The sequence below is a fragment of the Duganella sacchari genome (assembly GCF_900143065.1).
GTDB lineage: Bacteria > Pseudomonadota > Gammaproteobacteria > Burkholderiales > Burkholderiaceae_D > Rugamonas > Rugamonas sacchari.
In genome coordinates this window covers 1-22450 of sequence record NZ_FRCX01000022.1, presented here as the reverse complement: position 1 = coordinate 22450, position 22450 = coordinate 1, and the positions used below count along the sequence as shown (strand labels likewise).

Below are 22450 nucleotides of genomic sequence, written 5' to 3'. Positions count from 1 at the left end.
TGTTTCGTTGCTACTCACGTTTTGCCACCCTCAATCTAGTAAAATGCTGAATTAGGTATCTTAATCTACCCGCCGTGCAAAACCAAACTTCTCCTCTTATATTGAGCTTCGGTGCTGCCGATCCGGCTGGCGCCTCCGGTGTCCAGGCCGACCTGGCGGTTTTTTCGGCCCTGTCCTGTACCGGCACAGCGGTCACCACTGCGTTGCTGATCGGCGACAGCGCTGGCGTTGAAGATCTCCAGGACATCGACCCGGACTGGGTGGCCGACCAGGCCCGCGTGCTGCTCGAAGACATGACCATGGCCGCCTTCAAGGTCGGCGCCATCACCAATATCGAGCAGGTGGCCGCGATCGCCGAAATCCTGTCCGATTATCCCGATGCGCCGCTGGTGCTTGATCCCTTCAGTTCACGCCTGCCGCAGCCGCCCGAAGACGATGCGGAAGACCTGCTGACCGCCCTGCGCCAATTGCTGATTCCACAGGCTACCGTGGTCATGCTATCGCAAGTTGAGCTGGGACGCCTGGCGGAAACGTGGCGCGAGGCCGGCGAGGACACGCTGGAGTCGGATGTCGAGCATTTGCTGGCCCTGGGCTGCGAATTTGTGCTGGTCACCGGTACCGCGTCCGGCAATGCGGGCGATCCGGCGGCGCCCAATACGCTGGCCAATACCTTGTACGGCGCCGATGGCGTCATCAGCCACGACGCCTGGCAGCATCTGGCGGGGCCGTTTATCGGCGCCGGCGGCACGCTGTCGGCAGCAATGACCGCCTTCATGGCGCGCGGCGCCGACGCCCCAGAAGCAGTGGCGGCCGCACAGGAGTACACTGTCGGCGCGCTGGCGCATGCGCAGCGCTACGGGATGGGCAAATTTGTGCCCAACCGCTTTTTCCATTTGCAGTCCGCCGAGGACATGCAATAAAAATTAAGAAGATGCCATCATGACTACGATTTCCAAAAACGACCAGCTGTTCGAACGCGCCCAGAAAACCACGCCGGGCGGCGTCAACTCGCCGGTGCGCGCCTTCCGCTCGGTGGGCGGCACGCCGCGTTTCATCACCCGCGCCGAAGGCCCGTACTTCTGGGATGCGGATGGCAAACGCTATATCGACTACATCGGTTCCTGGGGTCCGGCGATTGTCGGCCATGCTCACCCGACCGTGGTGAAAGCGGTGCAGGAAGCCGCTGCGCGCGGCCTGTCGTTTGGTGCGCCGACCGAAGCGGAAATCGAGATGGCGGAAGAAATCGTGCGCCTGGTGCCATCGATCGAACAGGTGCGCCTGGTATCGTCGGGCACGGAAGCGACCATGAGCGCGCTGCGTCTGGCGCGCGGCGCCACGGGCCGCGACAAGATCGTCAAGTTTGAAGGCTGCTACCACGGCCACGCCGATTCGCTGCTGGTCAAGGCGGGCAGCGGCCTGCTCACCTTCGGCAATCCAACATCGGCGGGTGTGCCGGAGGACTTCGTCAAGCACACGCTGGTGCTGGACTATAACAACGTGGCGCAGATCGAAGAAGCCTTCGCCAACTTCGGCGACGAAATCGCCTGCGTCATCGTGGAACCGGTGGCCGGCAATATGAATCTGATCAAGGCCTCGGAAGCCTTCCTGCAAGCGCTGCGTACACTGTGCACCAAACATGGTGCGGTGCTGATCTTCGATGAAGTGATGTGCGGCTTCCGCGTGGCGCTGGGCGGCGCGCAGGAACTGTACGGCATCAAGCCGGACCTGACGGCGCTGGGCAAAGTGATCGGCGGCGGCCTGCCGGTGGCAGCGTTCGGCGGCAGCGCGGCGCTGATGAGCAAGATGGCGCCACTGGGCGCCGTGTACCAGGCCGGTACGCTGTCGGGCAATCCGGTGGCAGTGGCAGCGGGCATGACCACGCTCAAGCTGATCCAGGAACCGGGCTTCTACGACAAACTGAGTGCATCGGCAGCGCGCCTGGCGGCTGGCCTGACGGCGGCCGCCAAAGACGCCAACATCGCCTTCTGCGCGGATTCGGTGGGCGGCATGTTCGGCCTGTACTTCAGCGTCACGCCGCCGCACAACTACGCCGAGATGATGGCCGGCGACCGCGAACGCTTCAACGTCTTCTTCCACCGCATGCTCGATGAAGGCGTCTACTTCGCGCCAGCGGCGTTTGAAGCCGGCTTCGTCTCCGCCCAGCATACCGACGACGTCATCGACGAAACCATCGCCGCCGCCCGCCGCGTGTTCGCCAAGCTTTAACCCTCGGCCAGCCCCTCTCAGCAATGCCGAAGTTCAGCGTCAAGACGCGCACTGTGTCACAGTTAGCCTCAGAAAATTGTGACACTTTACGCGACTTGATCCTGGATTTTTCCACACTATAAAAATGACAGATCACTCTTATTTTTTTGATAAAGAGATCCCCTATATTTTGATGTCGCCTGCGGAAGCCATATTCCTCATTGCAGGTATGGTGCTCGCGGCGGCCACCGTGCTGGTTTTTACAGAAGTAAAATTAGTGTGGCTTTCTTTGGGATTTTCCGCCTTCAGCATTCTTGGCACGTTACTTCTGTGCCGTGAGCGCATTCATGAGTTGAGGAAGCTCGCAAAGAAGGAAGAGGAAGAAAAAAAGAAAAAGAAAGCTGAAGATAAGGAAAAAAAAGGCCCTTCCGAGTATGCAATCAAGGTTGCCCTACTAAAGAGGAATGCCGAAGTTTATGCCGCTTTTAGTATGGTAGGTCTCGTGATTTCTCAGCTGAAAAGCAGCTGCGAGCTGGATAAAATGGTGACGCATGCCAGTTGCGGCCAGTCGCTTTATCAGGCATTAACGTTTGCCAGCGGCTATATTCTTTTAATGTTGTTTGCTACCCTGGCTATATCCATCAAGGTCGCCATCACCACGTTTGAATATGAGAAGCTCTTAGTCAAGCCATCGGGGGCGCCGACTGATAACGCATCATTGCCTCAGCCCTCCTCTTCTTCATCTTCCTCTGAGCGCTGAATCACACCGGTGTTGAAGTTGTACTCGAACAGGTCGCCGTAGCGGCCCCACTCGATGGCCACACGCAGTGCACGCTCGGCCTCTTCTTCGCTGAGCGTAAAGCGCAGCAGCTTGAGGAACAGGTCTTCCGGCAGATCGCCGGATTTGTCCTGTTCCAGGCCGTGGCAGATGTAGGCGATCAGCGGCACGTGTTCCAGCAGCTGTTTGCCGAACATGGCCTGGCGCTCGGCGTTCTCCGCTTTCACATAACGCCCGCCCAGCTCCGTCAGCAGGATGTCGCCGTTGGTCAGGTAGGCAAAGCCCAGCAGGATCAGCGCGTTCAACACCTCCAGCAATTCGGCGTCGGTCAACTCGGTTTCTTCGGCAATCTTCGGCAGGTCGGCGCGGCCGTGGAATGGCTCTTCGGCCAGCAGCTCCAGGATACCTTCCATGTGCGCGATGTCGGCTTGCGGCAGGCGGTCGCCCAGTTGCAGCTTCACTTCGCGCTCGCTGATCAGGCCACCGCCGCTGCCGCGACGGCCGGAGCTGGCGGTCATCAGCTCATACACCTTGTCGATCAGCTGGCGCACTTCCGCGCTCTCCGCCTTGCGCGGCTGCTGCAAGGAGATCGGCAGCTCGGCGCGCACGCGGCCCGGATCACTGGCGAAGATCAGCACGCGGTCCGCCATCATCACCGCTTCCTCGATATTGTGCGACACCACCAGGATCGCCTTGGTCGGGATCTGGCCGGACTGCCACAGCTCCAGGATTTCTTCGCGCAGGCGTTCGCCGGTCAACACGTCCAGCGCCGAAAACGCCTCGTCCATGAGCAGCACTTCCGGCTCCATCACCAGCGCGCGGGCGATGCCGACCCGCTGGCGCATGCCGCCCGACAGCTCGCGCGGCAGCGCGCCTTCAAAGCCGGACAGGCCGATCAGGTCAATCACCTTCTCGGCGCGGCGTGCGCGCTCTTCGGGCGGCATGCCCTGCGCTTCCAGGCCCAGTTCCACATTCTTCTGCACCGTCAGCCACGGGAACAGCGCGAACGACTGGAACACCATGCGGATCCCGCGCGCCGTGCCATACAAAGGCATACCGCGATACAGCACCTGGCCCTCATCGGCCTGGATCAGGCCCGCCATGATGCGCAGCATGGTGGATTTGCCGGAGCCCGACTGCCCCAGCAGCGCGACGATCTCGCCTTCGCGCAGCGTGAAGTCCACGCCTTCCAGCACCGAGCGCGCGGAGCCATCGGCGCCACGGAAATGCTTGCCGACGGCTTTCAGTTCAACGATAGGAGTGCTCATGATTCTGTTCCTAGAAATGTAGCCGGCTTTCGGCCAAAGTATACAAACGGCGCCAGACGAAGTGGTTAAAGCCCATCACGAAAATACACATGATGCCGATGCCTAGCGCGATACGCGGGAAGTCACCGGTGGCCGTCATCTCGGCGATATAGCTGCCGATGCCATGCGCCTTCAAGGTGGTCGGTCCCCAGCTCACAAACTCTGAGACGATGGCGGCATTCCATGAGCCGCCCGAGGCGGTAATCGCGCCCGTCACAAAGCTTGGGAAGATCGCTGGCAGCAGGTAGCGGCGCCATTTGAGCCAGCCCGTGAGGCCGAAGTTCTTGGCGGCGTGACGCAGCTCGGTCGGTATCGTCGAGGCGCCGGCAATCACGTTAAACAGCAGATACCACTGGGTGCCCAGGATCATCAGCGGCGACAGCCAGATGTCCGGATTCAGGTGGTAACGCACGATGATGATGACCGCCACCGGGAACACCAGGTTGGCCGGGAATGCTGCCAAAAACTGCGCCACGGCCTGGGTGCGCGATGCCCAGCGCGGGTTCATGCCGATCCAGATCCCGACCGGCACCCACACCAGCGCCGCCAGCGCCAGCAGCACCACCACGCGCAGCATGGTGTACACGCCCAGCATGAGCACATGCCCTACTTCGCTCCAACCGACTTCGGTGCGGATGAAGTGCACCAGACTCCATAGGGCATAGAACACCACGGCGGCAATCACCGCATCCCACACCCGTTGCGGCACTACCGACGGCTGGTCGCGGCGCGCGCGGATCGAGGTGCCGTCATGCGACAGGCGGAACACGGCGATGGAACGCGACAGCTGGTTGCCAAACCACTCCACCATCTGCTGCGTGCGGTCGGTGCGGCGCAGCCAGGTCAGCAGCCACGACGACTGCGCAGTATCGCTGCCGGTTTCCTCGAAACGGAACTTGTCGGCCCACGCCAGCAGTGGACGGAAGAACAGCTGGTCATACAGCAGCACCGCGATCAGCATGGCGAAGATGGCCCAGCCGATTGCGCCCAGATTACTCTGTTCGATCGCCAGCGCGATGTAGGAACCCATGCCCGGCAGCTTGATGGTCTGGTTGGACACCACGATGGCTTCCGACGCCACCACGAAGAACCAGCCGCCCGACATCGACATCATCATATTCCACAGCAGGCCAGGCATGGCATACGGCAGTTCCAGGCGCCAGAAGCGCTGCCAGCCGGACAGCTGGAACACCTTGGCCGCCTCCGACAATTCGGCCGGCACCGTGCGAAAGCCCTGGTACGCGGAGAACGCCATATTCCACGCCTGCGAGGTAAAGATCGCAAACACGGCAGCGCATTCCACGCCCAGCAGATTCCCGGGGAACAGCGCGATGAACGCCGTCACGGTAATCGACAAAAAGCCCAGGATCGGTATCGATTGCAGGATGTCGAGCATCGGCACCATGACCTTTTCCGCAGTGCGGTACTTGGTGGTCAGCGCGGCAAACACGCAGCTGAAGACCATTGACGCGCCCATGGCGATAAACATGCGCAGCGTGGTGCGCAGCAGGTAGTACGGCAGATACCAGGGATCCAGCGTCATCGGCAAGGTCTGGCCCAGTTCATACGGACGCGCCATTTGCTGGCTGCCATAGGCCATCAACACGAAGATCGCGAGCACGATGGGCAGCAAGGCCCAGTCCCAGCGGTTACCGCCGGCTTCCACCACCTGGCGGGGGAAAAATTGCCGTTTCTTGTTCATTGCATTTACTTTCTCAAAGCGACAGGAGGTATCGCGTGGAGATCAAAGGAGGGAGCTTTTTTAGCCAGCGCCATTCTAATAGATTATTACGACGAATATATTACATTCGTGAAAGTTACCTAATATATAATTGCCAGCTATGAAACTGATAGCCGAAAAGCGGTCCCGGACCGACAAGTACGATGTGCTGCGCTTTGTGCGCAACAATGGCAGCTGCACGGATGCGCTGATGCCACGTCAGGGCATCTTACCGCACGACCTGGTGCACTACGTGGTGGAGTCGGCGCTGCCGCTGCGCCATGGCTTCCTGAGCCTGCTCGCGCGCGGCGCCGATGCGCAGTTCGTCATGGAGTCGGTGCACGACAAGAGTAATCCGCATGTGGCAACCGAGGCGGTGCAGGCCGAAGCAATCGTCGAAGGCTTGCAGGCGCAGCTATGGTCCGGCGCGTTTGATGAAGCGGCTTTCCTGGCCGGCGCCGCGGCCGCCTGCACCGCGCGCAACAAGCCGCCGTTCGACTTCAGCCAGCTGGCAATGAATGTCAAGGAAATGCTCTACGACCGCGCCCTGGCTTTGCACGAGCAATGGCACGCGGCGCCCTACTACAGCACCCTGTCGCTGGAATTCAATCCGCAGCCAGTCTGATTATTTGAGCCAGCCGCGGTGGCGGAAGTAGAGGAACGGGGCGATGGCGCTGGCCAGCATCATGACCAGGGCCAGCGGGTAACCCAGGTCCCACTCCAGTTCCGGCAGCCACTTGAAGTTCATGCCGTAGATGGATGCGATCAGCGTTGGCGGCAGGAAGGCCACGCTGGCCACCGAGAAGATCTTGATGATCTTGTTCTGGTTAATGTTGATGAAACCCACCGTGGCGTCCATCAGGAAGTTGATCTTATCGAACAGGAAGGAGGTGTGGCCGTCCAGCGATTCGATATCGCGCAGAATCTGGCGCGCTTCTTCAAACTGTTCCGAATTGAGCAGGCGGCCGCGCATCAAAAAGCTGACCGCGCGGCGCGTATCCATCATGTTGCGGCGGATACGGCCATTCAAGTCTTCCTCATGGGCGATGGCGTTCAGCGCGGCAGCGGCGTCCTGGTCGGTGAATTCTTTCTGCAACACGCGGCCGCTGACTTCTTCCAGGTTCTGGTAGATGCCTTCCAGCGCGTCGGCCGAGTACTCGGCATCGGTGGCGTACAAGTCCAGCAGCACGTCCATGTAATCGACGATCGAACCGGGGCGCGAACGCGCGCGCATGCGTACCAGGCGGAACACGGGCAGGTCGTCGGTGTGCACCGAGAACAGCATCTTGCGCGCCAGGATGAAGGCCACCGTGACGATGCGCGACGGGCCGTCCTCTTCTTCCAGCAGGAAGTCGGTGCGCAGGTGCAGGTCGCCGTTTTCCGCTTCGTAGTAACGGGCCGAGGCTTCGATGTCCTTGACTTCGTCTTCGCCCGGCAGGGTCACGCCATAAATCGTCTTGACCCAGGCCCGTTCGTCATCCGTCGGATCGGTCAGGTCGACCCAGACCGGTTCAGCCTTTTCCAGGTCTTCGCGCGTGTCGATAGGTACCTGGTTGAGCCGGCCATTCTGGAGAACGAAAACATTAATCATGAGTACACGCGCCTTTGGAAACAGCGCAAGTGTACCCGCAAAGCCGGGCTGAGACCAGCTTGTTAGGGCAAATCCGCCGAGCCCATACGGCGCAGGATCACGGCGGTCCGGCGGGCCAGATAGTTGGAGTCGCGATGTTTGTCGAAATAGCGGGGATTTGGCAGCATCACCGCCAATTTCGCCGCCTGCACGGCGCTCAGGCCGGCCGCGCTGACGCCATAGTAGTGGCGTGCCGCCGCCTCGGCGCCAAAGGTGCCGGTGCCGAATTCCACCACGTTGAGGTAGATCTCGAAGATGCGCTCCTTGTCCATCAGCGTCTCCAGCATGAAGGTGATGACCAGCTCCTGCCCCTTGCGCACATAGCTGCGCGAGCCGGACAGGAACAGGTTCTTGGCCAGCTGCTGGGTGATGGTCGAGCCGCCCGACACCACCTTGTGCTTCTTGTTGTTCTTCTCATAGGCCTTCTGCATGGCTTCCCAGTCCACGCCGTCGTGATCGGAGAAGTTGGCGTCCTCGGAGGCGATGATGGCGCGCTTCAGGTTATTCGAGATGCGGTCATACGGCACCCACATCTGCTGGATATTCGCCTTGGGGTTTTTCTCCTGCAGCGTCGCCTGCTGCTCCCGCATGAAGCTGGTCATGGAGGGGTTATGATCCACCCACCACCAGATCTGCAGGAAGAAGTACAGCTGCACCACCAGCACCAGCAGGATAGGCAGGATAAAGACCCATTTCACCCAGCGCCATTTGCCGGCGGATTTGGTCGCGATCCTGCTCATAGCCTGCTCCGCAGATGGTGCAGCACATCGGCCGTGGCTGGCTGCACGCCGCGCCACAGCTGGAACGCTTCCGCCGCCTGCTCCACCAGCATGCCCAGGCCGTCACGCAACTGTGCGCCGTGCTGGCCCGCGAACTGCAAGAATACGGTGGGGGAAGCGCCGTACATCATGTCCAGCGCCAAAGCGCCAGGCGCAAATACCGATGGCGATATCGGCGGCAGTTCTGCGCTCAGGCTTGCTGCCGTGCCGTTGACGATGATGTCGTAGTCGCCTTCAATGCCGTCAAAGCCGCACGCCGACACCACGCCCTGGCCGCCCAGCGCGGCAAACTGCTCAACCAGCTCTTCGGCCTTGGCCACGGTGCGGTTGGCAATCACCAGTCTGGCCGGACGATGCTCGAGGATCGGCAACACCACGCCGCGCACCGCGCCGCCCGCGCCCAGCAGCAGCACGCGTTTGCCCGTGATCGGCACGCCGGCATTGTTGACGATGTCCGCCACCAGGCCAGCGCCATCGGTGTTGTCGCCGATGATGCCGTCGTCGCTGAACACCAGCGTATTGACGGCGCCCGCGGCGCGCGCGCGGATGGTCAGCGCCTGCGCCAGCTTGACGGCTTCCAGCTTGAACGGCACCGTCACATTGGCGCCCTTGCCGCCTTGCGCGATGAAGGTGCGCACCGCATCGACAAAGCCGTCAAGCGGCGCCAGGCAGCGCTCGTATGCCAGCTCCTGCCCGGTCTGCGCTGCAAACGCGGTGTGGATTTCGGGCGACTTGCTATGGGCAATCGGGTTGCCGAACACGCAGTAGCGGTCCATATTCTTAACGTCCTCCGCCGCTTAAATCGGCTTGTAATTTATCGTCACGGGTGAATTTGAAGGTCGTGATGATGACCCACAAATCATCGCGGTCGCTCGAGCGCATATTCGGCGGGAACTTACCGAACGGCGCCGAGCGCCGCACGATGCGTATGGCCGCCTCGTCCAGCGCAGGATTGCCGGAACTGCGCTCAACCTTGATGCCGCCGTCTTTGTCGTAGATGGTGCCATCCTGGAACACCGGGATCGACAGCATCAGCTGGCCATACAGCTTGTGGCCGTTGTTGTTCGGGAAGTTGAGCGTGCCGAAATCTTCGATACGCTTCTGCATGGTCTTGTAATACGTGGCGTAGCCAGCCTCGCGCGTGCTGGGCGTGATCGTGGTCTTCTTCGGCCGCTTGTTCTGATCCTCGATGGTCTCGCTGATCTCCGCCACGCGGCGGGCGATGGCCTTGCTCGACTCCAGCAGATCGGCGCCGGTCGGCGTCGGATCGGGCTTGTTTTTTTCGGTGATCGGCGGCGCCTCTATCGACGCGCTGGATTTCACCTGGGTCAGCAGATTCTTTTGCTGCTCTTCCAGCTCGCGGATGCGGCGTTTGTTGGCCTTGACGCTATCGCCCATCTCGGTCTTGCGCATGTCCGGCATCGGCGATTTGGAGCGCCCCTGGTCGACCGTGCCGCCGCCGTCCAGGTTGGCCTGCGCCACGGCGTCCGCCTTGAGCGGCGCCTTGTTGTGCTTGGCATTGACGAGGATGACTTCCAGCCCCGGGTCCGTGGCTTGCGCCGGCGCCGGCGCCGGCGCCGCAAAGTGCACCGCCAGCATGGCGCCGTGGGCCACCAGCGAAATGCCGAGGGCAAGGTACAGCAAGCGATTTTCTTTAAAAGACTTCACTCGATGGCCGGACGAAAGAGATGGGACTGATTTTACACGTCATTCCGCCGCTGGCTGCTGGCCGGCTGACTCGGCAGCGGCTTCCACCGCTACTTCCGGTGCATCGACCGCTTCTTCCGGCGCGTCTTCGACCTCGTCTTCTTCGAAGTCCACATCGCTGGCCGCCACATCGGCCGGAATTTCCAGGATGCGCGCTTCCACCGTCAGGTCCACCTCGTCCCAGCGCAGGATGTCCAGCTTGACCTGGGCGCCACGCGCCACCGACGGCATGCCCGGCAGACGGATGATGAGCGGAATATCGGTCAGGCGCAGCACTTCGTCCTTGAGCACCACCGCCTCCACCTGACGGGCATTTTCCTGGCCCAGCCAGCGCAGGCACCAGTAGCGTTCCATAGTCGACTGGTGATCCGCATAGGCCGCGTACGCCGCATCAAACTGCGACACGATCGCAAACAGCTCCGCATCCTTGTGCTTGAAGTGCGCAACAAACGGCGCCATCACGCCCTTCTCGGCGCAGGCCAGGATCTGCCACTGGTTAACCAGGTCGGTATAGCGGCGCAGCGGCGAGGTGCTCCATGCGTACTGGTCCACGCCCAGGCCTTCATGCGGCGCGGCGTGGGTCAGCATGCGGACCTGCATCTTGGCGTTCCAGCCGCCGACGCCACGGCCCTGGCTGCGGTAAATACCCGGTACGCCATTGTCGTGCATCATCTTGCCCCAGCTGCTGTTGGCAAAGATCATCAGCTCGGCGACGATCTTGTCCAGCGGCGCGCCGCGCTTGCGGCGGGTGACGCTGACAACGTCGTCTTCCACGTAGAAGTTGTAATCGACGCGGTTGTTCTGTTCCGGCTTGAGGCCAAAGCCTTCGCGCTTGACCATGCGCGCCGCTTCCAGCACTTGCGCCCATTTCCAGATCAGGCACAGGTCGTCCTTGTGCGGATACTCGCCGGCGCCGCTGGCCAGGGTTTCTTCGTTGACCAGGTCGTCGAGGTCGTTATGGCGCAGGTTGTGCGCGATCGGCACCATCTCGGCGCGGGTTTCCGTGGCCAGGACGCTCCAGTCGGCCGGGTTCAGCGTGGCATACAGCGACAGCGCCGGGCAGGTCTTGCCTTCGGCCAGCGTGAACGCCTCCACCACATTATCCGGCAGCATGGTGATCTTATCGCCAGGCATGTAGACAGTTGACATGCGGCTGCGCGCCAGCTTGTCCACCGCGTCATCGGGCTTGATGGCCAGGCCAGGCGCGGCAATGTGAATGCCGACCTTGACGTTGCCGTCAGCCAGATGGGTGACCGAGAACGCATCATCGATCTCGGTGGTGGTCACGTCATCGATCGAGAACGCCTTGACGTCCGCGTGCGGCAGATTGGTGGGCGGCACCGGCACCGGCACCTCGGGGAAGCCCGCGCCTTTCGGGAAGTTCTCGAACAGGAACTTGGCCATGTGCAGCGCCTTGGCCGACGGCACGCCGCCGACCGCCAGCATCAGGCGCTGCGGATTGGTGTGCAGCTCGGTGCACGCGGCGTCCAGCGCCTTGTACTCGATGGAATTCTTGTCCGGCTTGAACAGCAGCTGCATGACGATGTTGTGCATCGACTCCGGCAGCTGGTTGGCTTTGAGCTCGTCCACATAGGATGCTTGCACCAGCGCCTGCTGTTTCTTCTTCTCGATGCCAGCCAGCGCCGCGCGCAGCGATTGCTCGGGCGCGGCCTTGTAGCGGCCACGGCCTTTTTTGTAGAAATAGACCGGCGACGAATGCAGGCTCAGGATCAGGCCGGCCGCTTCCGCCGGCTGCGGCGCATGGCCGAAGTATTCCGCGCCCAGTTCGGCAAAGCCAAACTCTTCTTCGCCGGCGACTTCCCACAGGAATTCCAGGTCGATGTCGGCGGCAATCGCCTTGGCCTGCTCCATGAGATCGGCCGGTGACGGCTTCTCGAACTGCAGCAGCACATCCTTGGCCTTGACCTTGGTGCGCTTGCCGCTGGCCATCTCCACCTGATAGGCCTCGCCCGCTTGCGTCATCACACTGCCGACCTTGAAATCGCCGGATTCTTCAAAAAATACATTCATCGTTTATTCGTGCTCGTTTTAATCAGTTCCAGGACAGAAGGCAGAAACACTTCCGTCACCAGCAGGGTACCTTGGCGGCGCTGATAGAGACAGCGCCGTGCATATAATATGTGGGCGTCCGGAGCCGCCACGCCGTTGGCGATCAGCGCCGCCCGCGCGCGTTGCGCCAAAGGATGCCCTTCCCGCAATCTTGCAAATTCCAACACACCACGCCGGACCACCGGATCGCCAAACAGCGTGGTGCCCAGCGAGCGCTCGCCCAGCGCACTGAACAGCGGCCAATCCGTGGCCGTGGCCGACATCGGCACCACCGTGTGCGCAAACACCGCAGGCGTATTATCACATCTCAGCAGCACATCCCTTTCCCAGACCCGGCCCGGCCGATGCATGCCGATCCTTGCGGCCTCGTCGGTCAGGCATATTGCGCTGCGCTGATGCAGCCGCTGCACGCGAAAAGCCTGGCTATGCGCCTTGAGGCGTGCGGTCAGCGAACCACCTTCCGTCAGCCACGGCACATAGGCTGACGGCGCGTTCACCGCCAGCACATGCGGCTGCCACTGCGTCTGCCGCAGCGAGGCGCCACGCCGCGCGTTCAAGACCGCGCCTCGATACCGCAGAAGGCCAGTATCGCATTCAGATATTGCGGGAATTCGGAAATCGCGTGGTCGCTGCCTTCAATCACATGCTGGCGCGCGCCCTGATAGTGACGCAGCATGTCGCGGTAGTCCAGCACTTCGTCACCGGTGGCGGCAATCAGGAAGTAGCGCTCCGGTTGGCTGATGTGCGCGACTTCCAGTGCGCGCAGCTCATCAATATATGCGCGCTTGAATTCAAACGGTTCGTCAGAGTGGTATTGCGTGGTCACGCCGACGTGCCGGTCCAGGTCCAGGCTTGGCACCACGGCAGGATTCAGCAGCACCGCGCGGCAACCGATGCGTTCGGCCAGCCAGGTGGCGTAATAGCCGCCCAGCGAGGAGCCGACGATGCTCAATTGCTGCGCCGGAATGCCTTCTATTAAAGAGAGCGCCAGTGCCATTGCCTGCCTGGGCGAGGCTGGCAGCTGCGGGCAGATCAGTTGATCGGCCAGGCCCAGCGCCGCCATGCGCTCGCCGACCAGGCGCGCCTTCATGGATTGCGGCGAAGAGCGAAAGCCGTGGAGATAAAGAATCATCAGGCCAGCGCTTTCAGTATCTTGTCATGAATGCCGCCGAAGCCGCCGTTGCTCATCACAATAATATGGTCACCCGGCTGGGCGGCCTTGGCGATGGCGGCCACCAGCGTGTCGATGTCTTCGTAAGCGCTGGCCATCTCGCCCAGCGGCGACAGCGCCGCGCCCACGCTCCAGCCCAGCGATTTTTCGACGCCGTAGCCAAACACCAGGTCAGCATCTTTCAGGCTGCCCGGCAGCGCGTCTTTCATCGCGCCCAGTTTCATGGTGTTGGAGCGCGGCTCCAGCACCGCCAGGATGCGGGTCGCGGCGCCAACCTTCTGGCGCAGGCCGCCCACGGTGGTGGCAATGGCGGTCGGGTGGTGGGCGAAGTCGTCGTACACGGTGATGTCGTTGACCACGCCGCGCACTTCCATGCGGCGCTTGACGCTGTCAAACGCCGCCAGCGATCGGGCCGCCTGCGCAATCGGCACGCCCACATGGCGCGCGGCAGCAATCGCCGCCAGCGCGTTGGCGCGGTTGTGCTTGCCGGTGAGCTGCCATGCCACACGGCCTTCCATTTTGCCCTGGAAGATGACGTCGAACGTGCCGTCATCGTGCTCGTTCATCGCCCAATCCGTACCCTCGCTGCGGCCAAAGCTTTCCTTCTCGCTCCAGCAGCCGCGCTTGAGCACACGCTGCAGCGGGTCTTCGTCGCCGTTATAGATGACGCGGCCGATGCCCGGCACGGTGCGCACCAGGTGATGGAATTGGGTTTCAATCGCGCCCAGATCAGGGAAGATGTCAGCGTGATCGTATTCCAGGTTGTTCAGGATGGCGGTCTTGGCGTGGTAGTGCACAAACTTGCTGCGCTTGTCGAAGAAGGCGGTGTCGTACTCGTCCGCCTCGATCACGAAGAAGATTGAATCCTTGTCGCCCTGCATGCGCGCCGAGACGCCAAAGTTCATCGGCACGCCGCCGATCAGGAAGCCGGGCGCGTAGCCGGCATCTTCCAGTATCCAGGTCAGCATGGCGGAGGTGGTGGTCTTGCCGTGCGTGCCGGCCACGGCCAGCACCCATTTGTCTCTTAATATATGGTCGCCGATCCACTGCGGGCCGGAGACATACGGCAGGCCGCGGTTCATGATTTCCTCGATCAGCGGATTGCCGCGCGTGACCACATTGCCGATCACATACAAATCCGGCTGCAGTCCAATCTGCTCCGGACCAAAGCCGGTAATCAGCTCGATGCCCTGCGCTTCGAGCTGGGTGCTCATCGGCGGATAAACGTTGGCGTCGCAACCGGTGACGCGATGGCCCGCTTCTTTGGCCAGGACGGCCAGGCCGCCCATGAAGGTACCGCAAATACCGAGGATGTGAATGTGCATAGTAAACAAAGACGACAAGCTGACTGAATACGCGATTTTACCCGACCCGCCGCGCTTTTCCCGGTTCAGAGTATTATCTCGTCCATGACGCCGAATGTTAATGAAGAACTCCAGCTCCTGCGTGCCGAGATCGCGGCGGCTGCCGCGCGCCTGATCGCCGAGGACGGAGCCGACTACAACACGGCCAAACGCAAGGCGGCCAGGCAAATCCTCGGCGACACCCAGCCGCCGCTCAACCTGCTGCCGGACAATGCCCAGATCGAGGCCGAAGTCCGCCTCTATCAGTCGCTATTCCACGCCAACACCCAGCCGGCCCGCCTGTTCCGCCTGCGCACGCTGGCGGTGGACATCATGGAAGGCCTGGAGAAATTTCAGCCCTATTTAACTGGCGCCGTATTAAATGGCACTGCCGGCCCGCACGATGACATCCACCTGCAGCTGTTTGCCGACAGCGCCAAGGAGGTGGAGATCTTCCTGCTGAACCGGAATGTACAAATCGACATTTCGGAAACGCCCCATTTCAAAGGCCCGCGTTACGGTGTGGTCGAGACGGTCAGCTTCATGTGGCACAAGGAAGGCGTGCACGCCGCCATTTATGAACTGGACGATTTGCGCGGCGCCGTCAAAACCCGCGGCGACGGCAAACTGGCCCGGGCCGACATTACCGCCGTGCGCGCCCTATTAGTTAACAGTACCCATCCACCAACGCCATGAATCCAAAACACCTGAAAGCTTATATTGTTGTCGGCCTGCTATTTGCCGCCTCGGGCGCCTATGTCGGTTATCAAAAACAAAATACGCCGCAAACGCCGCCGCTGACCACCACCCAGCCAGCCGGTGTGACCGGTCCGGTGCAGGAACTGTATAAACAGACGCTGCCCGATGCAAAAGGCGTGTCGACCGCGCTGGCCCAATATAAAGGCAAGGCCATGCTGGTGAATTTCTGGGCGCCGTGGTGCGGCCCGTGCGTGCAGGAGATGCCGGAACTGTCGGCACTGGCAGCCGGAGAAGAAGGCAAGAAGCTGCAAGTTATCGGAATTGGTATTGATTCACCAACAAATATCGCCGAATTTAGCGACAAATTCAAAATCAGCTATCCGGTCTTCGTGGCCGGCATGAGCGGTACCGAGCTGTCGCGCCAGTTTGGCAACAGCGGTGGCGGCCTGCCCTACACGGTCCTGATCGGCGCCGATGGCCAGGTCAAGAAGACGTACCTGGGCCGACTCAAATTTGACGAGCTGCGCAAAGATTTAGCAACTCTGTAAGTAGTTTCACAAGTTTTTTTCTCTTGCCAAATGTCTGCACTTAGCGTCAAAATGCGGATCTTTCGCGGAGAAGGCTCAGGAATCATGGCAAAAAACCTCCTACTGCTCAACGGACCCAACCTGAATTTGCTGGGGACGCGCGAGCCCGAGGTCTACGGCGCAAGCACTTTGGCCGACATCGAACAAGCTGCCCAGGCACAGGCCCAGGCAGCGGGTGCGAGCTTGTCCTGCTTCCAAAGCAACCACGAAGGTGCACTGATCGATCGCATCCATGCCGCCAGAGCGGAGGGCGTGGACGCCATCGTCATCAATCCGGGTGGCCTGACCCACACCAGCGTCGCGTTGCGCGATGCGCTGGCCGGGGTGGCAATCCCGTTTGTGGAAGTGCATATTTCGAATATTTACCAGCGCGAGTCGTTTCGCCATCACTCATTTCTTAGCGCGATTGCAATAGGGACCATTTGCGGACTGGGTATCGAAGGATATCGGTTTGCCATCGACTTCGTGCTTAAAAAGCGATAACCTACGCGATCTGCGCGCAATTTAGACCGGTTCCGCCCACAAGGCGCCACCGCATAATCTTACAAACAAGACATTCCTGGGGGTTACATGGATCTACGCAAGCTGAAGACCTTGATTGATTTGGTCGCAGAATCGGACATCGCCGAGCTCGAAGTGACCGAAGGCGAGAGCAAAGTCCGCATCGTCAAGTCGTCCGCACTGGCGCAAAACCAAATGGTGATGATGCAGCCGCAGGCCATCCCGCAATACCATGCAGCGCCTGCTGGCGCCGCACCAGCCGCCGCACCGGTGGCTGCCGCCGCAGCAGCAGCCCCTGCCGAACCGACCGGCCACATCGTGAAATCGCCGATGGTGGGCACCTTCTACCGCTCGTCGGCGCCAGGCGCCGCAGCCTTTGTGGAAGTGGGCGCGGTGGTCAAGGAAGGCGACACCCTGTGCATCATCGAAGCGATGAAGCTGCTGAACGAGATCGACGCCGACAAGTCCGGCACCATCACCCAGATCCTGGTCGAGAACGGCCAACCGGTCGAATTCGGCCAACCGCTGTTTGTGATCGGCTAAGACAGGCCAGCGCCCTCCCCATCGGCGACGGGCGCGCCTGCTTGGTCCGCAATCCCTCCTCACCTGACGCAGCCCATCATCGGCGCTCACAGACATAGCGAACCTATCATGTTTGAAAAAATCCTCATTGCCAACCGTGGCGAAATTGCCCTCCGTATTCAGCGCGCTTGCCGCGAACTCGGTATCAAGACGGTCGTGGTCCACTCGGAAGCAGACAAAGACGCCAAATACGTGAAGTTGGCCGATGAATCCGTTTGCATCGGTCCTGCGCCTTCGTCGCTCAGCTACCTGAACATGCCGGCCATCATCAGCGCTGCTGAAGTGACCGATGCTGAAGCGATCCACCCAGGCTACGGCTTCCTGTCGGAAAACGCCGACTTCGCTGAGCGCGTGGAAAAATCCGGCTTCGTCTTCATTGGCCCGCGTTCGGAATCGATCCGCACCATGGGCGACAAAGTGACCGCCAAGCAGACCATGATCAAGGCGGGTGTGCCATGCGTACCAGGTTCGGAAGGCGCACTGCCGGACGATCCGAAAGCCATCGTGCAAATTGCCCGTAAAGTTGGCTATCCGGTCATCATCAAGGCGGCCGGCGGTGGCGGTGGCCGCGGCATGCGCGTAGTGCATACCGAGGCGGCGCTGATCAACGCGGTGCAGATGACCAAGACCGAAGCCGGCACGGCGTTTGGCAATCCGGAAGTCTATATGGAGAAGTACCTGGAAAATCCACGTCACGTGGAAATCCAGATCCTCGCCGACGAACACAAAAACGCCGTTTGGCTGGGCGAACGCGACTGCTCGATGCAGCGCCGCCACCAGAAGGTGATCGAGGAAGCGCCGGCGCCAGGCATCCCGCGCAAGCTGATTGAAAAAGTCGGCGAGCGCTGTGCCGAAGCCTGCCGCAAGATCGGCTACCGTGGTGCGGGCACCTTCGAGTTCCTGTACGAAAACGGCGAGTTCTACTTCATCGAGATGAACACCCGCGTGCAGGTGGAACACCCGGTCACCGAAATGATCACCGGCATCGACATCGTGCAGGAACAGATCCGCATCGCTTGCGGCGAGAAGCTGCGCTTCCGCCAGCGCGACGTCATGCTGTCCGGCCACGCCATCGAGTGCCGCATCAATGCGGAAGACCCGTTCAAGTTCACGCCGTCGCCAGGCCGCATCACGTCCTGGCACGTGCCGGGCGGTCCGGGCGTGCGCGTCGACTCGCACTCGTATGCGGGTTATTATGTGCCACCGCACTATGATTCGATGATCGGCAAAGTCATTTCCTATGGCGCCACCCGCGAGCAGGCCATCCGCCGCATGCAGATCGCGCTGTCGGAAATGGTGGTCGAAGGCATTTCGACCAACATCCCGCTGCACCGCGAGCTGATGGTTGACGCCCGCTTCATCGAAGGCGGCACCAATATTCACTATCTGGAGCAGAAGCTGGCTGACATGCCAGATCTGCACAAACTGAGCTTGAGTAACAAAGCTTAATTCAAAGGTTTAATAATGAGCTGGACTGAAATCGTCATCGAAATCGCGCGCGACCACGCCGAAGCCCTGTCCGAGGCGCTGATGGATGTGGGCGCCCTGTCGGTTTCCGTGGAAGACGCGGATGAAGGCACCGACGCGGAAAAACCGCTGTTCGGCGAGCCGGGCATGGAGCCTACCGAAGCAGCATGGGACCACAGCCGCGTTGTCGCGTTGACCGACGAAGATGACGACCAGGCGGTGATCGTCGCGGCTGCGGCCGGCCAGATCGGCCTGACCACCCTACCGAAGTTCACCACCCGCAAGGTGGAGGAGCAGGACTGGGTGCGTCTGACCCAATCGCAGTTTGCGCCAATTCATATCGGCAAAAACATCTGGGTGGTGCCGTCGTGGCACGAAGCGCCGAATCCGGATGCGCTGATTCTGGAACTGGACCCAGGCCTGGCCTTCGGCACCGGCAGCCACCCGACCACCCGTCTGTGCATGGAATGGCTGGAGGCGCATCCGGCGCCAGGCAAGACCGTGCTGGACTACGGCTGCGGTTCCGGCATCCTGGCCATGGTGGCCAAGAAGACCGGCGCTGGCGAAGTGGTGGGCGTGGACATCGATCCACAGGCGATCGAATCGGCCGCCGACAACGCCACCCGCAACAACTGCGACATCAGCTACTTCCTGCCCGATACCTTCGCCGAGTCGCAGCACGCGACGCAGCGCTTTGACATCGTGGTGGCCAACATCCTGTCCAGCCCGCTGAAACTGATGGCGCCGATGCTGTCTGGCCGCGTCGCCGACGGTGGTGCGCTGATCCTGTCCGGCGTGCTGGCACGCCAGGCCGAAGAAGTGGCTGCCGCTTACGCCCCGTTCATCAAGCTGGGCGTGTGGGCCGAGCAAGAAGGCTGGGTGGCGCTGCATGGCCGCCTGGGTAGCGACACCGTTCCGGCTGCACGTTAAACCCGGCAATGGCGCTCGCCACAAAATGCCCCCACTGCAACACGGTATTTCGGGTCGCACATGACCAGCTGAAATTACGTGGGGGCATAGTGCGCTGTGGCTCCTGCAATGAAGTCTTTGATGGCAACGCGGCCCTGCTGGAGCCGCCTGCCCCTCTCCCCGCCTCGATTCCCTTCGACCAGCAAATGGCCGCGCTCGACACGCGCGCCGAAGCAGTGCTGGCCAGCGCCGCCCCCGAACCCGCGCTGGAACTGGACGCAACACCCGAGCCCGCCGCACCGGAGCTTGAACCCGAGCTTGAACCGGCCACCGCATTCGACATCGATCTCGACGACGAGGCAGTCGCCAGCGCTCCCCCCATCCCGCTGCCGGCCGAACTGGCGACACTGCCGCCCAATACCGAAGCGCTGTTCGACCTCGACCTGAACATCGAATCCGAACCCGACCTGGAAGCCAGCAGCGAGCCGGAAATTGCCGCCGTGCCCGCCAGCGATGCCGTGCTGGACGACCTGGAAAGCCTGGGCGAAGAAGAACTGGAAGCCGCGCTCGAGGCCGAATTGCAAGCCATGGAACAGACCCTGGCCGATGTGCAGCACGACGCTGACGGCCAGCCGATCACAGAAGACGCCTACGCCAATATGTCAGGCGGACGCATCGAACCGACCTGGGACGAGGCGCCGCTCGACGAGCCGCAAGCCGGCGCAGGTCCCGCGCTGGACCACGCCTTCGCGGCCGCCGATGCCGCTATCTTCTCCGCCGACGACGAAGTCGAAGACAGCGACGCGGAGGCCGCGCCTGCCTCCACGCCGCACGTCATCGACGCCGACCTGGCCAGCTTCCTCGGCGAAGCCGACGCCGAAGCAGCCCCGGCCGAACCGGAGCCGGCACTTGTTCCATCCCGCCCACGGCGCGACGACGAACTTGATGAAGTTGATGAAGAAGCGCTGGTCCAGCTGTCCAGCGCCGGTCTGAACGAAGCGCAATCGGCGCGCGCCCACGCCTACCTGCACACCGCCACGGCGGAAGAAGCGCCAGCCTACGAAGCCCACGCCGAGCCGGAAGAACCGGGTTTCGTCAAACGCGACCGCCAGCGCCAGAAATTCGGCAAGGCCGCCACCATCGCCATGAGCCTGGGCTCGGTGCTGCTGGTGGGCGCCCTGCTCATGCAAGCCGTGACCACCTTCCGCAATTCGATCGCCGCCACTGTTCCCGCGCTGAAGCCGGCGCTGGCTGCGGCTTGCCAGACGCTCGGTTGCAAGATCGAACTGCCAACCCAGATCGATGACCTGACCATCGAACAGGGCGAACTGCAGACCCTGAGCGACACCACCTTCTCGTTCACCACCCTGCTGCGCAACCAGAGCGCCACCGCACAAGCCTGGCCGTCGATTGAACTGACGCTGGAGGACGACAAGGACAAACGCGTTTTGCGCCGCGTGTTCGGGCCACGCGATTATCTGCACCAGGACGTGGCATTCGACCAAGGTTTTGCCCCACATACGGAACAAGCCGTTAAACTTTACTTTGAATTACGCGAGCTGAAAGCATCCGGCTATCACATCGCAGTCTTCTATCCATAAAGACCTATCATGACCCAGACTTCTTTGATTTGCGGTTCGATCGCCATCGACACCATCCTGCAATTCCCCAACCGTTTCGACAGCATCCTGCTGCCGGACCAGCTGCACAAGGTGAACGTCTCCTTCCTGGCGCCGACCATGCGGACGGAATTCGGCGGCTGCGCGCCGAACATCGCCTACAACCTCCAAATGCTGGGCGGCGAACCGCGCATCGTTGGCGTCATGGGCCAGGACAACGCGGCGTATATGGCGCGCTTCCGCAAACTGGGCCTGGCCACCGACAACATCCTCATCAAGCAGGATGCCTACAACGCCCAGTGCTTCGTCACCGCCGACCAGGACAACAACCAGATCAACGCCTTTCACCCGGGCGCCATGTCGTACGCGCATGAGAATGAGGTCGCCAAGGCCGGACCGGCGCGCATCGCCATCATCTCGCCGGACGGCCATCTGGGCATGAAGAAGCATGCGGAAGACCTGTCCAAGCTGCACATCCCGTTCATTTTCGACCCGGGCCAGCAGCTGCCGATGTTCAATGGCGAAGAACTCATCGATTTCATCGACAAGGCCACCTACGTCACCACCAACGATTACGAGATCGAGCTGCTGATCGAACGTACCGGCCTGTCGCTGGCCGATATCGCCAGCCGCGTGGAGGCGCTGATCATCACCCGTGGCGAACAGGGTTCGGAAATCCACACCAAGGGCCAGCGCATCGACATCCCAGCCGTGCCGGTGACGGCCGCGCTGGACCCGACCGGTTGCGGCGACGCCTACCGTGCCGGCCTGCTGTTCGGCATCACCCAAGGCTGGCACTGGGAAACCACCGGCCGTCTGGCCAGCCTGCTGGGCGCCATCAAGATCGCCCACAAGGGCGCGCAGAACCACAGCTTCACCGCGGCGCAGATCGCCGACCAGTTCGAAGCAGCGTTCGGCTACCGCTTCTAACGGCATCGTGGTGGACGGGGCTCAGCCCCGCGCAACCGCGCAATGTAAAAAGGCAGGCCATAGGCCTGCCTTTGTTTTTGGCGCTGACCCGTCCTGGTTTAAGTTGTCACTTCCCGCCTTTTCTTAGGAGAGCGAGATGGGAACTAGACAAAAGAGGACGCAGAGCGATTACAGCCTGGCTTTTAAGCAGGGGGTAGTCGATGCAGTGGAAAAAGGCGAAATGACGTACAAGCAGGCCCAGCGTCTGTACGGCATCCAAGGCCGCTCGACGGTGCTAGTATGGCTGCGCAAGCTTGGCCGGCAGGATTGGAGTACGCTGGCGATGGCTTTGGCCCGTCATCAACCAGCCGAGATCGGTGCTACCTCCATGACTCCGGAACAGCGAATCAAGCAACTTGAAGCGGAATTGGCGCGAGCCAAGGATGAGTCGTTGGTCTACAAAACCA

At 61.4% G+C, this 22450-nt stretch carries 23 protein-coding genes; 13 read left to right on the top strand and 10 right to left on the bottom strand.

The annotated features are described in order from the left end of the window. Positions 1-74: 74 nt before the first annotated feature. From thiD to BUA36_RS28800, 3 genes are all read left to right on the top strand, one after another. Positions 75-920 carry a bifunctional hydroxymethylpyrimidine kinase/phosphomethylpyrimidine kinase gene (thiD, locus tag BUA36_RS28810; protein ID WP_072790633.1) on the top strand — a complete coding sequence of 282 codons (846 nt, stop codon included), beginning with the start codon at positions 75-77 and terminating at the stop codon, positions 918-920. 19 nt (positions 921-939) lie between these two features. Beyond that, positions 940-2226: a glutamate-1-semialdehyde 2,1-aminomutase gene (hemL, locus tag BUA36_RS28805; protein ID WP_072790630.1), complete on the top strand. Its 1287-nt coding sequence runs from the start codon at positions 940-942 to the stop codon at positions 2224-2226. Positions 2227-2350: 124 nt separating this feature from the next. Then, complete coding sequence (locus BUA36_RS28800; protein WP_072790628.1) at positions 2351-2965, top strand: hypothetical protein; 615 nt, start codon at positions 2351-2353, stop codon at positions 2963-2965. On the opposite strand, the gene BUA36_RS28795 is transcribed toward BUA36_RS28800, so the two are convergent. Together BUA36_RS28795 and BUA36_RS28790 are read right to left on the bottom strand one after the other, a co-directional pair. Next, complete coding sequence (locus BUA36_RS28795) at positions 2929-4251, bottom strand: ABC transporter ATP-binding protein (RefSeq protein ID WP_072790626.1); 1323 nt, start codon at positions 4249-4251, stop codon at positions 2929-2931. The two genes, BUA36_RS28800 and BUA36_RS28795, sit on opposite strands and share 37 nt — an antisense overlap. 10 nt (positions 4252-4261) lie before the next feature. After that, the gene (locus tag BUA36_RS28790; protein ID WP_072790624.1) at positions 4262-5992 is read right to left on the bottom strand and encodes an ABC transporter permease; all 1731 of its coding nucleotides are present in this window, start codon (positions 5990-5992) and stop codon (positions 4262-4264) included. Between the two features lie 139 nt (positions 5993-6131). On the opposite strand from BUA36_RS28790, the gene BUA36_RS28785 reads away from it, so the two are divergent. Further along, on the top strand, positions 6132-6635 hold the full coding sequence (locus tag BUA36_RS28785) for a hypothetical protein (RefSeq protein ID WP_072790622.1): 504 nt from the start codon (positions 6132-6134) through the stop codon (positions 6633-6635). On the opposite strand, the gene corA is transcribed toward BUA36_RS28785, so the two are convergent. The 8 genes from corA to mpl all read right to left on the bottom strand — a co-directional run bounded on the left by corA (position 6636) and on the right by mpl (position 14692). Then, positions 6636-7601, bottom strand: a complete 966-nt coding sequence (gene corA / locus BUA36_RS28780) for a magnesium/cobalt transporter CorA (protein WP_072790620.1) — start codon at positions 7599-7601, stop codon at positions 6636-6638. It abuts the gene before it with no gap. A 62-nt stretch (positions 7602-7663) separates the two neighbouring features. Beyond that, positions 7664-8380, bottom strand: a complete 717-nt coding sequence (gene mtgA, locus BUA36_RS28775; RefSeq protein WP_208861938.1) for a monofunctional biosynthetic peptidoglycan transglycosylase — start codon at positions 8378-8380, stop codon at positions 7664-7666. Continuing rightward, positions 8377-9195, bottom strand: a complete 819-nt coding sequence (aroE, locus tag BUA36_RS28770; RefSeq protein WP_072790617.1) for a shikimate dehydrogenase — start codon at positions 9193-9195, stop codon at positions 8377-8379. Before aroE ends, mtgA begins: the two co-directional genes overlap by 4 nt. A gap of 4 nt (positions 9196-9199) precedes the next feature. Continuing rightward, entirely contained in the window at positions 9200-10087 is an 888-nt protein-coding gene (locus tag BUA36_RS28765) for a TonB family protein (RefSeq protein WP_072790614.1), read from the bottom strand. Between the two features lie 39 nt (positions 10088-10126). After that, on the bottom strand, positions 10127-12157 hold the full coding sequence (locus tag BUA36_RS28760) for a ribonuclease catalytic domain-containing protein (protein WP_072790611.1): 2031 nt from the start codon (positions 12155-12157) through the stop codon (positions 10127-10129). Next, a complete protein-coding gene (locus BUA36_RS28755; RefSeq protein WP_229255841.1) occupies positions 12154-12753 on the bottom strand; it encodes a chorismate--pyruvate lyase family protein in 600 nt (199 codons plus the stop codon). The genes BUA36_RS28760 and BUA36_RS28755 overlap by 4 nt, the downstream gene beginning before the upstream one ends. Next, the gene (locus BUA36_RS28750; protein WP_072790608.1) at positions 12750-13328 is read right to left on the bottom strand and encodes a YqiA/YcfP family alpha/beta fold hydrolase; all 579 of its coding nucleotides are present in this window, start codon (positions 13326-13328) and stop codon (positions 12750-12752) included. Before BUA36_RS28750 ends, BUA36_RS28755 begins: the two co-directional genes overlap by 4 nt. Then, positions 13328-14692, bottom strand: coding sequence for a UDP-N-acetylmuramate:L-alanyl-gamma-D-glutamyl-meso-diaminopimelate ligase (gene mpl / locus BUA36_RS28745; protein WP_072790605.1), 1365 nt, complete (start codon positions 14690-14692; stop codon positions 13328-13330). The genes BUA36_RS28750 and mpl overlap by 1 nt, the downstream gene beginning before the upstream one ends. An 84-nt stretch (positions 14693-14776) precedes the next feature. On the opposite strand from mpl, the gene BUA36_RS28740 reads away from it, so the two are divergent. The 9 genes from BUA36_RS28740 to BUA36_RS31390 all read left to right on the top strand — a co-directional run. Next, positions 14777-15406: a hypothetical protein gene (locus BUA36_RS28740; RefSeq protein ID WP_072790602.1), complete on the top strand. Its 630-nt coding sequence runs from the start codon at positions 14777-14779 to the stop codon at positions 15404-15406. Then, positions 15403-15957, top strand: a complete 555-nt coding sequence (locus BUA36_RS28735; RefSeq protein ID WP_072790599.1) for a TlpA family protein disulfide reductase — start codon at positions 15403-15405, stop codon at positions 15955-15957. Before BUA36_RS28740 ends, BUA36_RS28735 begins: the two co-directional genes overlap by 4 nt. Before the next feature lie 84 nt (positions 15958-16041). Then, on the top strand, positions 16042-16479 hold the full coding sequence (aroQ, locus tag BUA36_RS28730; protein WP_072790595.1) for a type II 3-dehydroquinate dehydratase: 438 nt from the start codon (positions 16042-16044) through the stop codon (positions 16477-16479). Between the two features lie 87 nt (positions 16480-16566). Next, the gene (gene accB / locus BUA36_RS28725; protein WP_072790592.1) at positions 16567-17040 is read left to right on the top strand and encodes an acetyl-CoA carboxylase biotin carboxyl carrier protein; all 474 of its coding nucleotides are present in this window, start codon (positions 16567-16569) and stop codon (positions 17038-17040) included. Between the two features lie 108 nt (positions 17041-17148). Next, on the top strand, positions 17149-18528 hold the full coding sequence (gene accC, locus BUA36_RS28720) for an acetyl-CoA carboxylase biotin carboxylase subunit (RefSeq protein WP_072790589.1): 1380 nt from the start codon (positions 17149-17151) through the stop codon (positions 18526-18528). Positions 18529-18543: 15 nt separating this feature from the next. After that, positions 18544-19476 carry a 50S ribosomal protein L11 methyltransferase gene (gene prmA, locus BUA36_RS28715; RefSeq protein WP_072790586.1) on the top strand — a complete coding sequence of 311 codons (933 nt, stop codon included), beginning with the start codon at positions 18544-18546 and terminating at the stop codon, positions 19474-19476. Positions 19477-19484: 8 nt separating this feature from the next. Further along, positions 19485-21056 (top strand): DUF3426 domain-containing protein, encoded by a 1572-nt coding sequence (locus BUA36_RS28710; protein ID WP_072790583.1) that lies wholly within the window; start codon positions 19485-19487, stop codon positions 21054-21056. Positions 21057-21065: 9 nt separating this feature from the next. Further along, complete coding sequence (locus tag BUA36_RS28705; protein WP_072790579.1) at positions 21066-22004, top strand: carbohydrate kinase family protein; 939 nt, start codon at positions 21066-21068, stop codon at positions 22002-22004. Positions 22005-22140: 136 nt separating this feature from the next. Continuing rightward, positions 22141-22450 (top strand): transposase (locus BUA36_RS31390; RefSeq protein ID WP_072790575.1); only part of this gene is annotated, 310 nt, incomplete at its 3' end.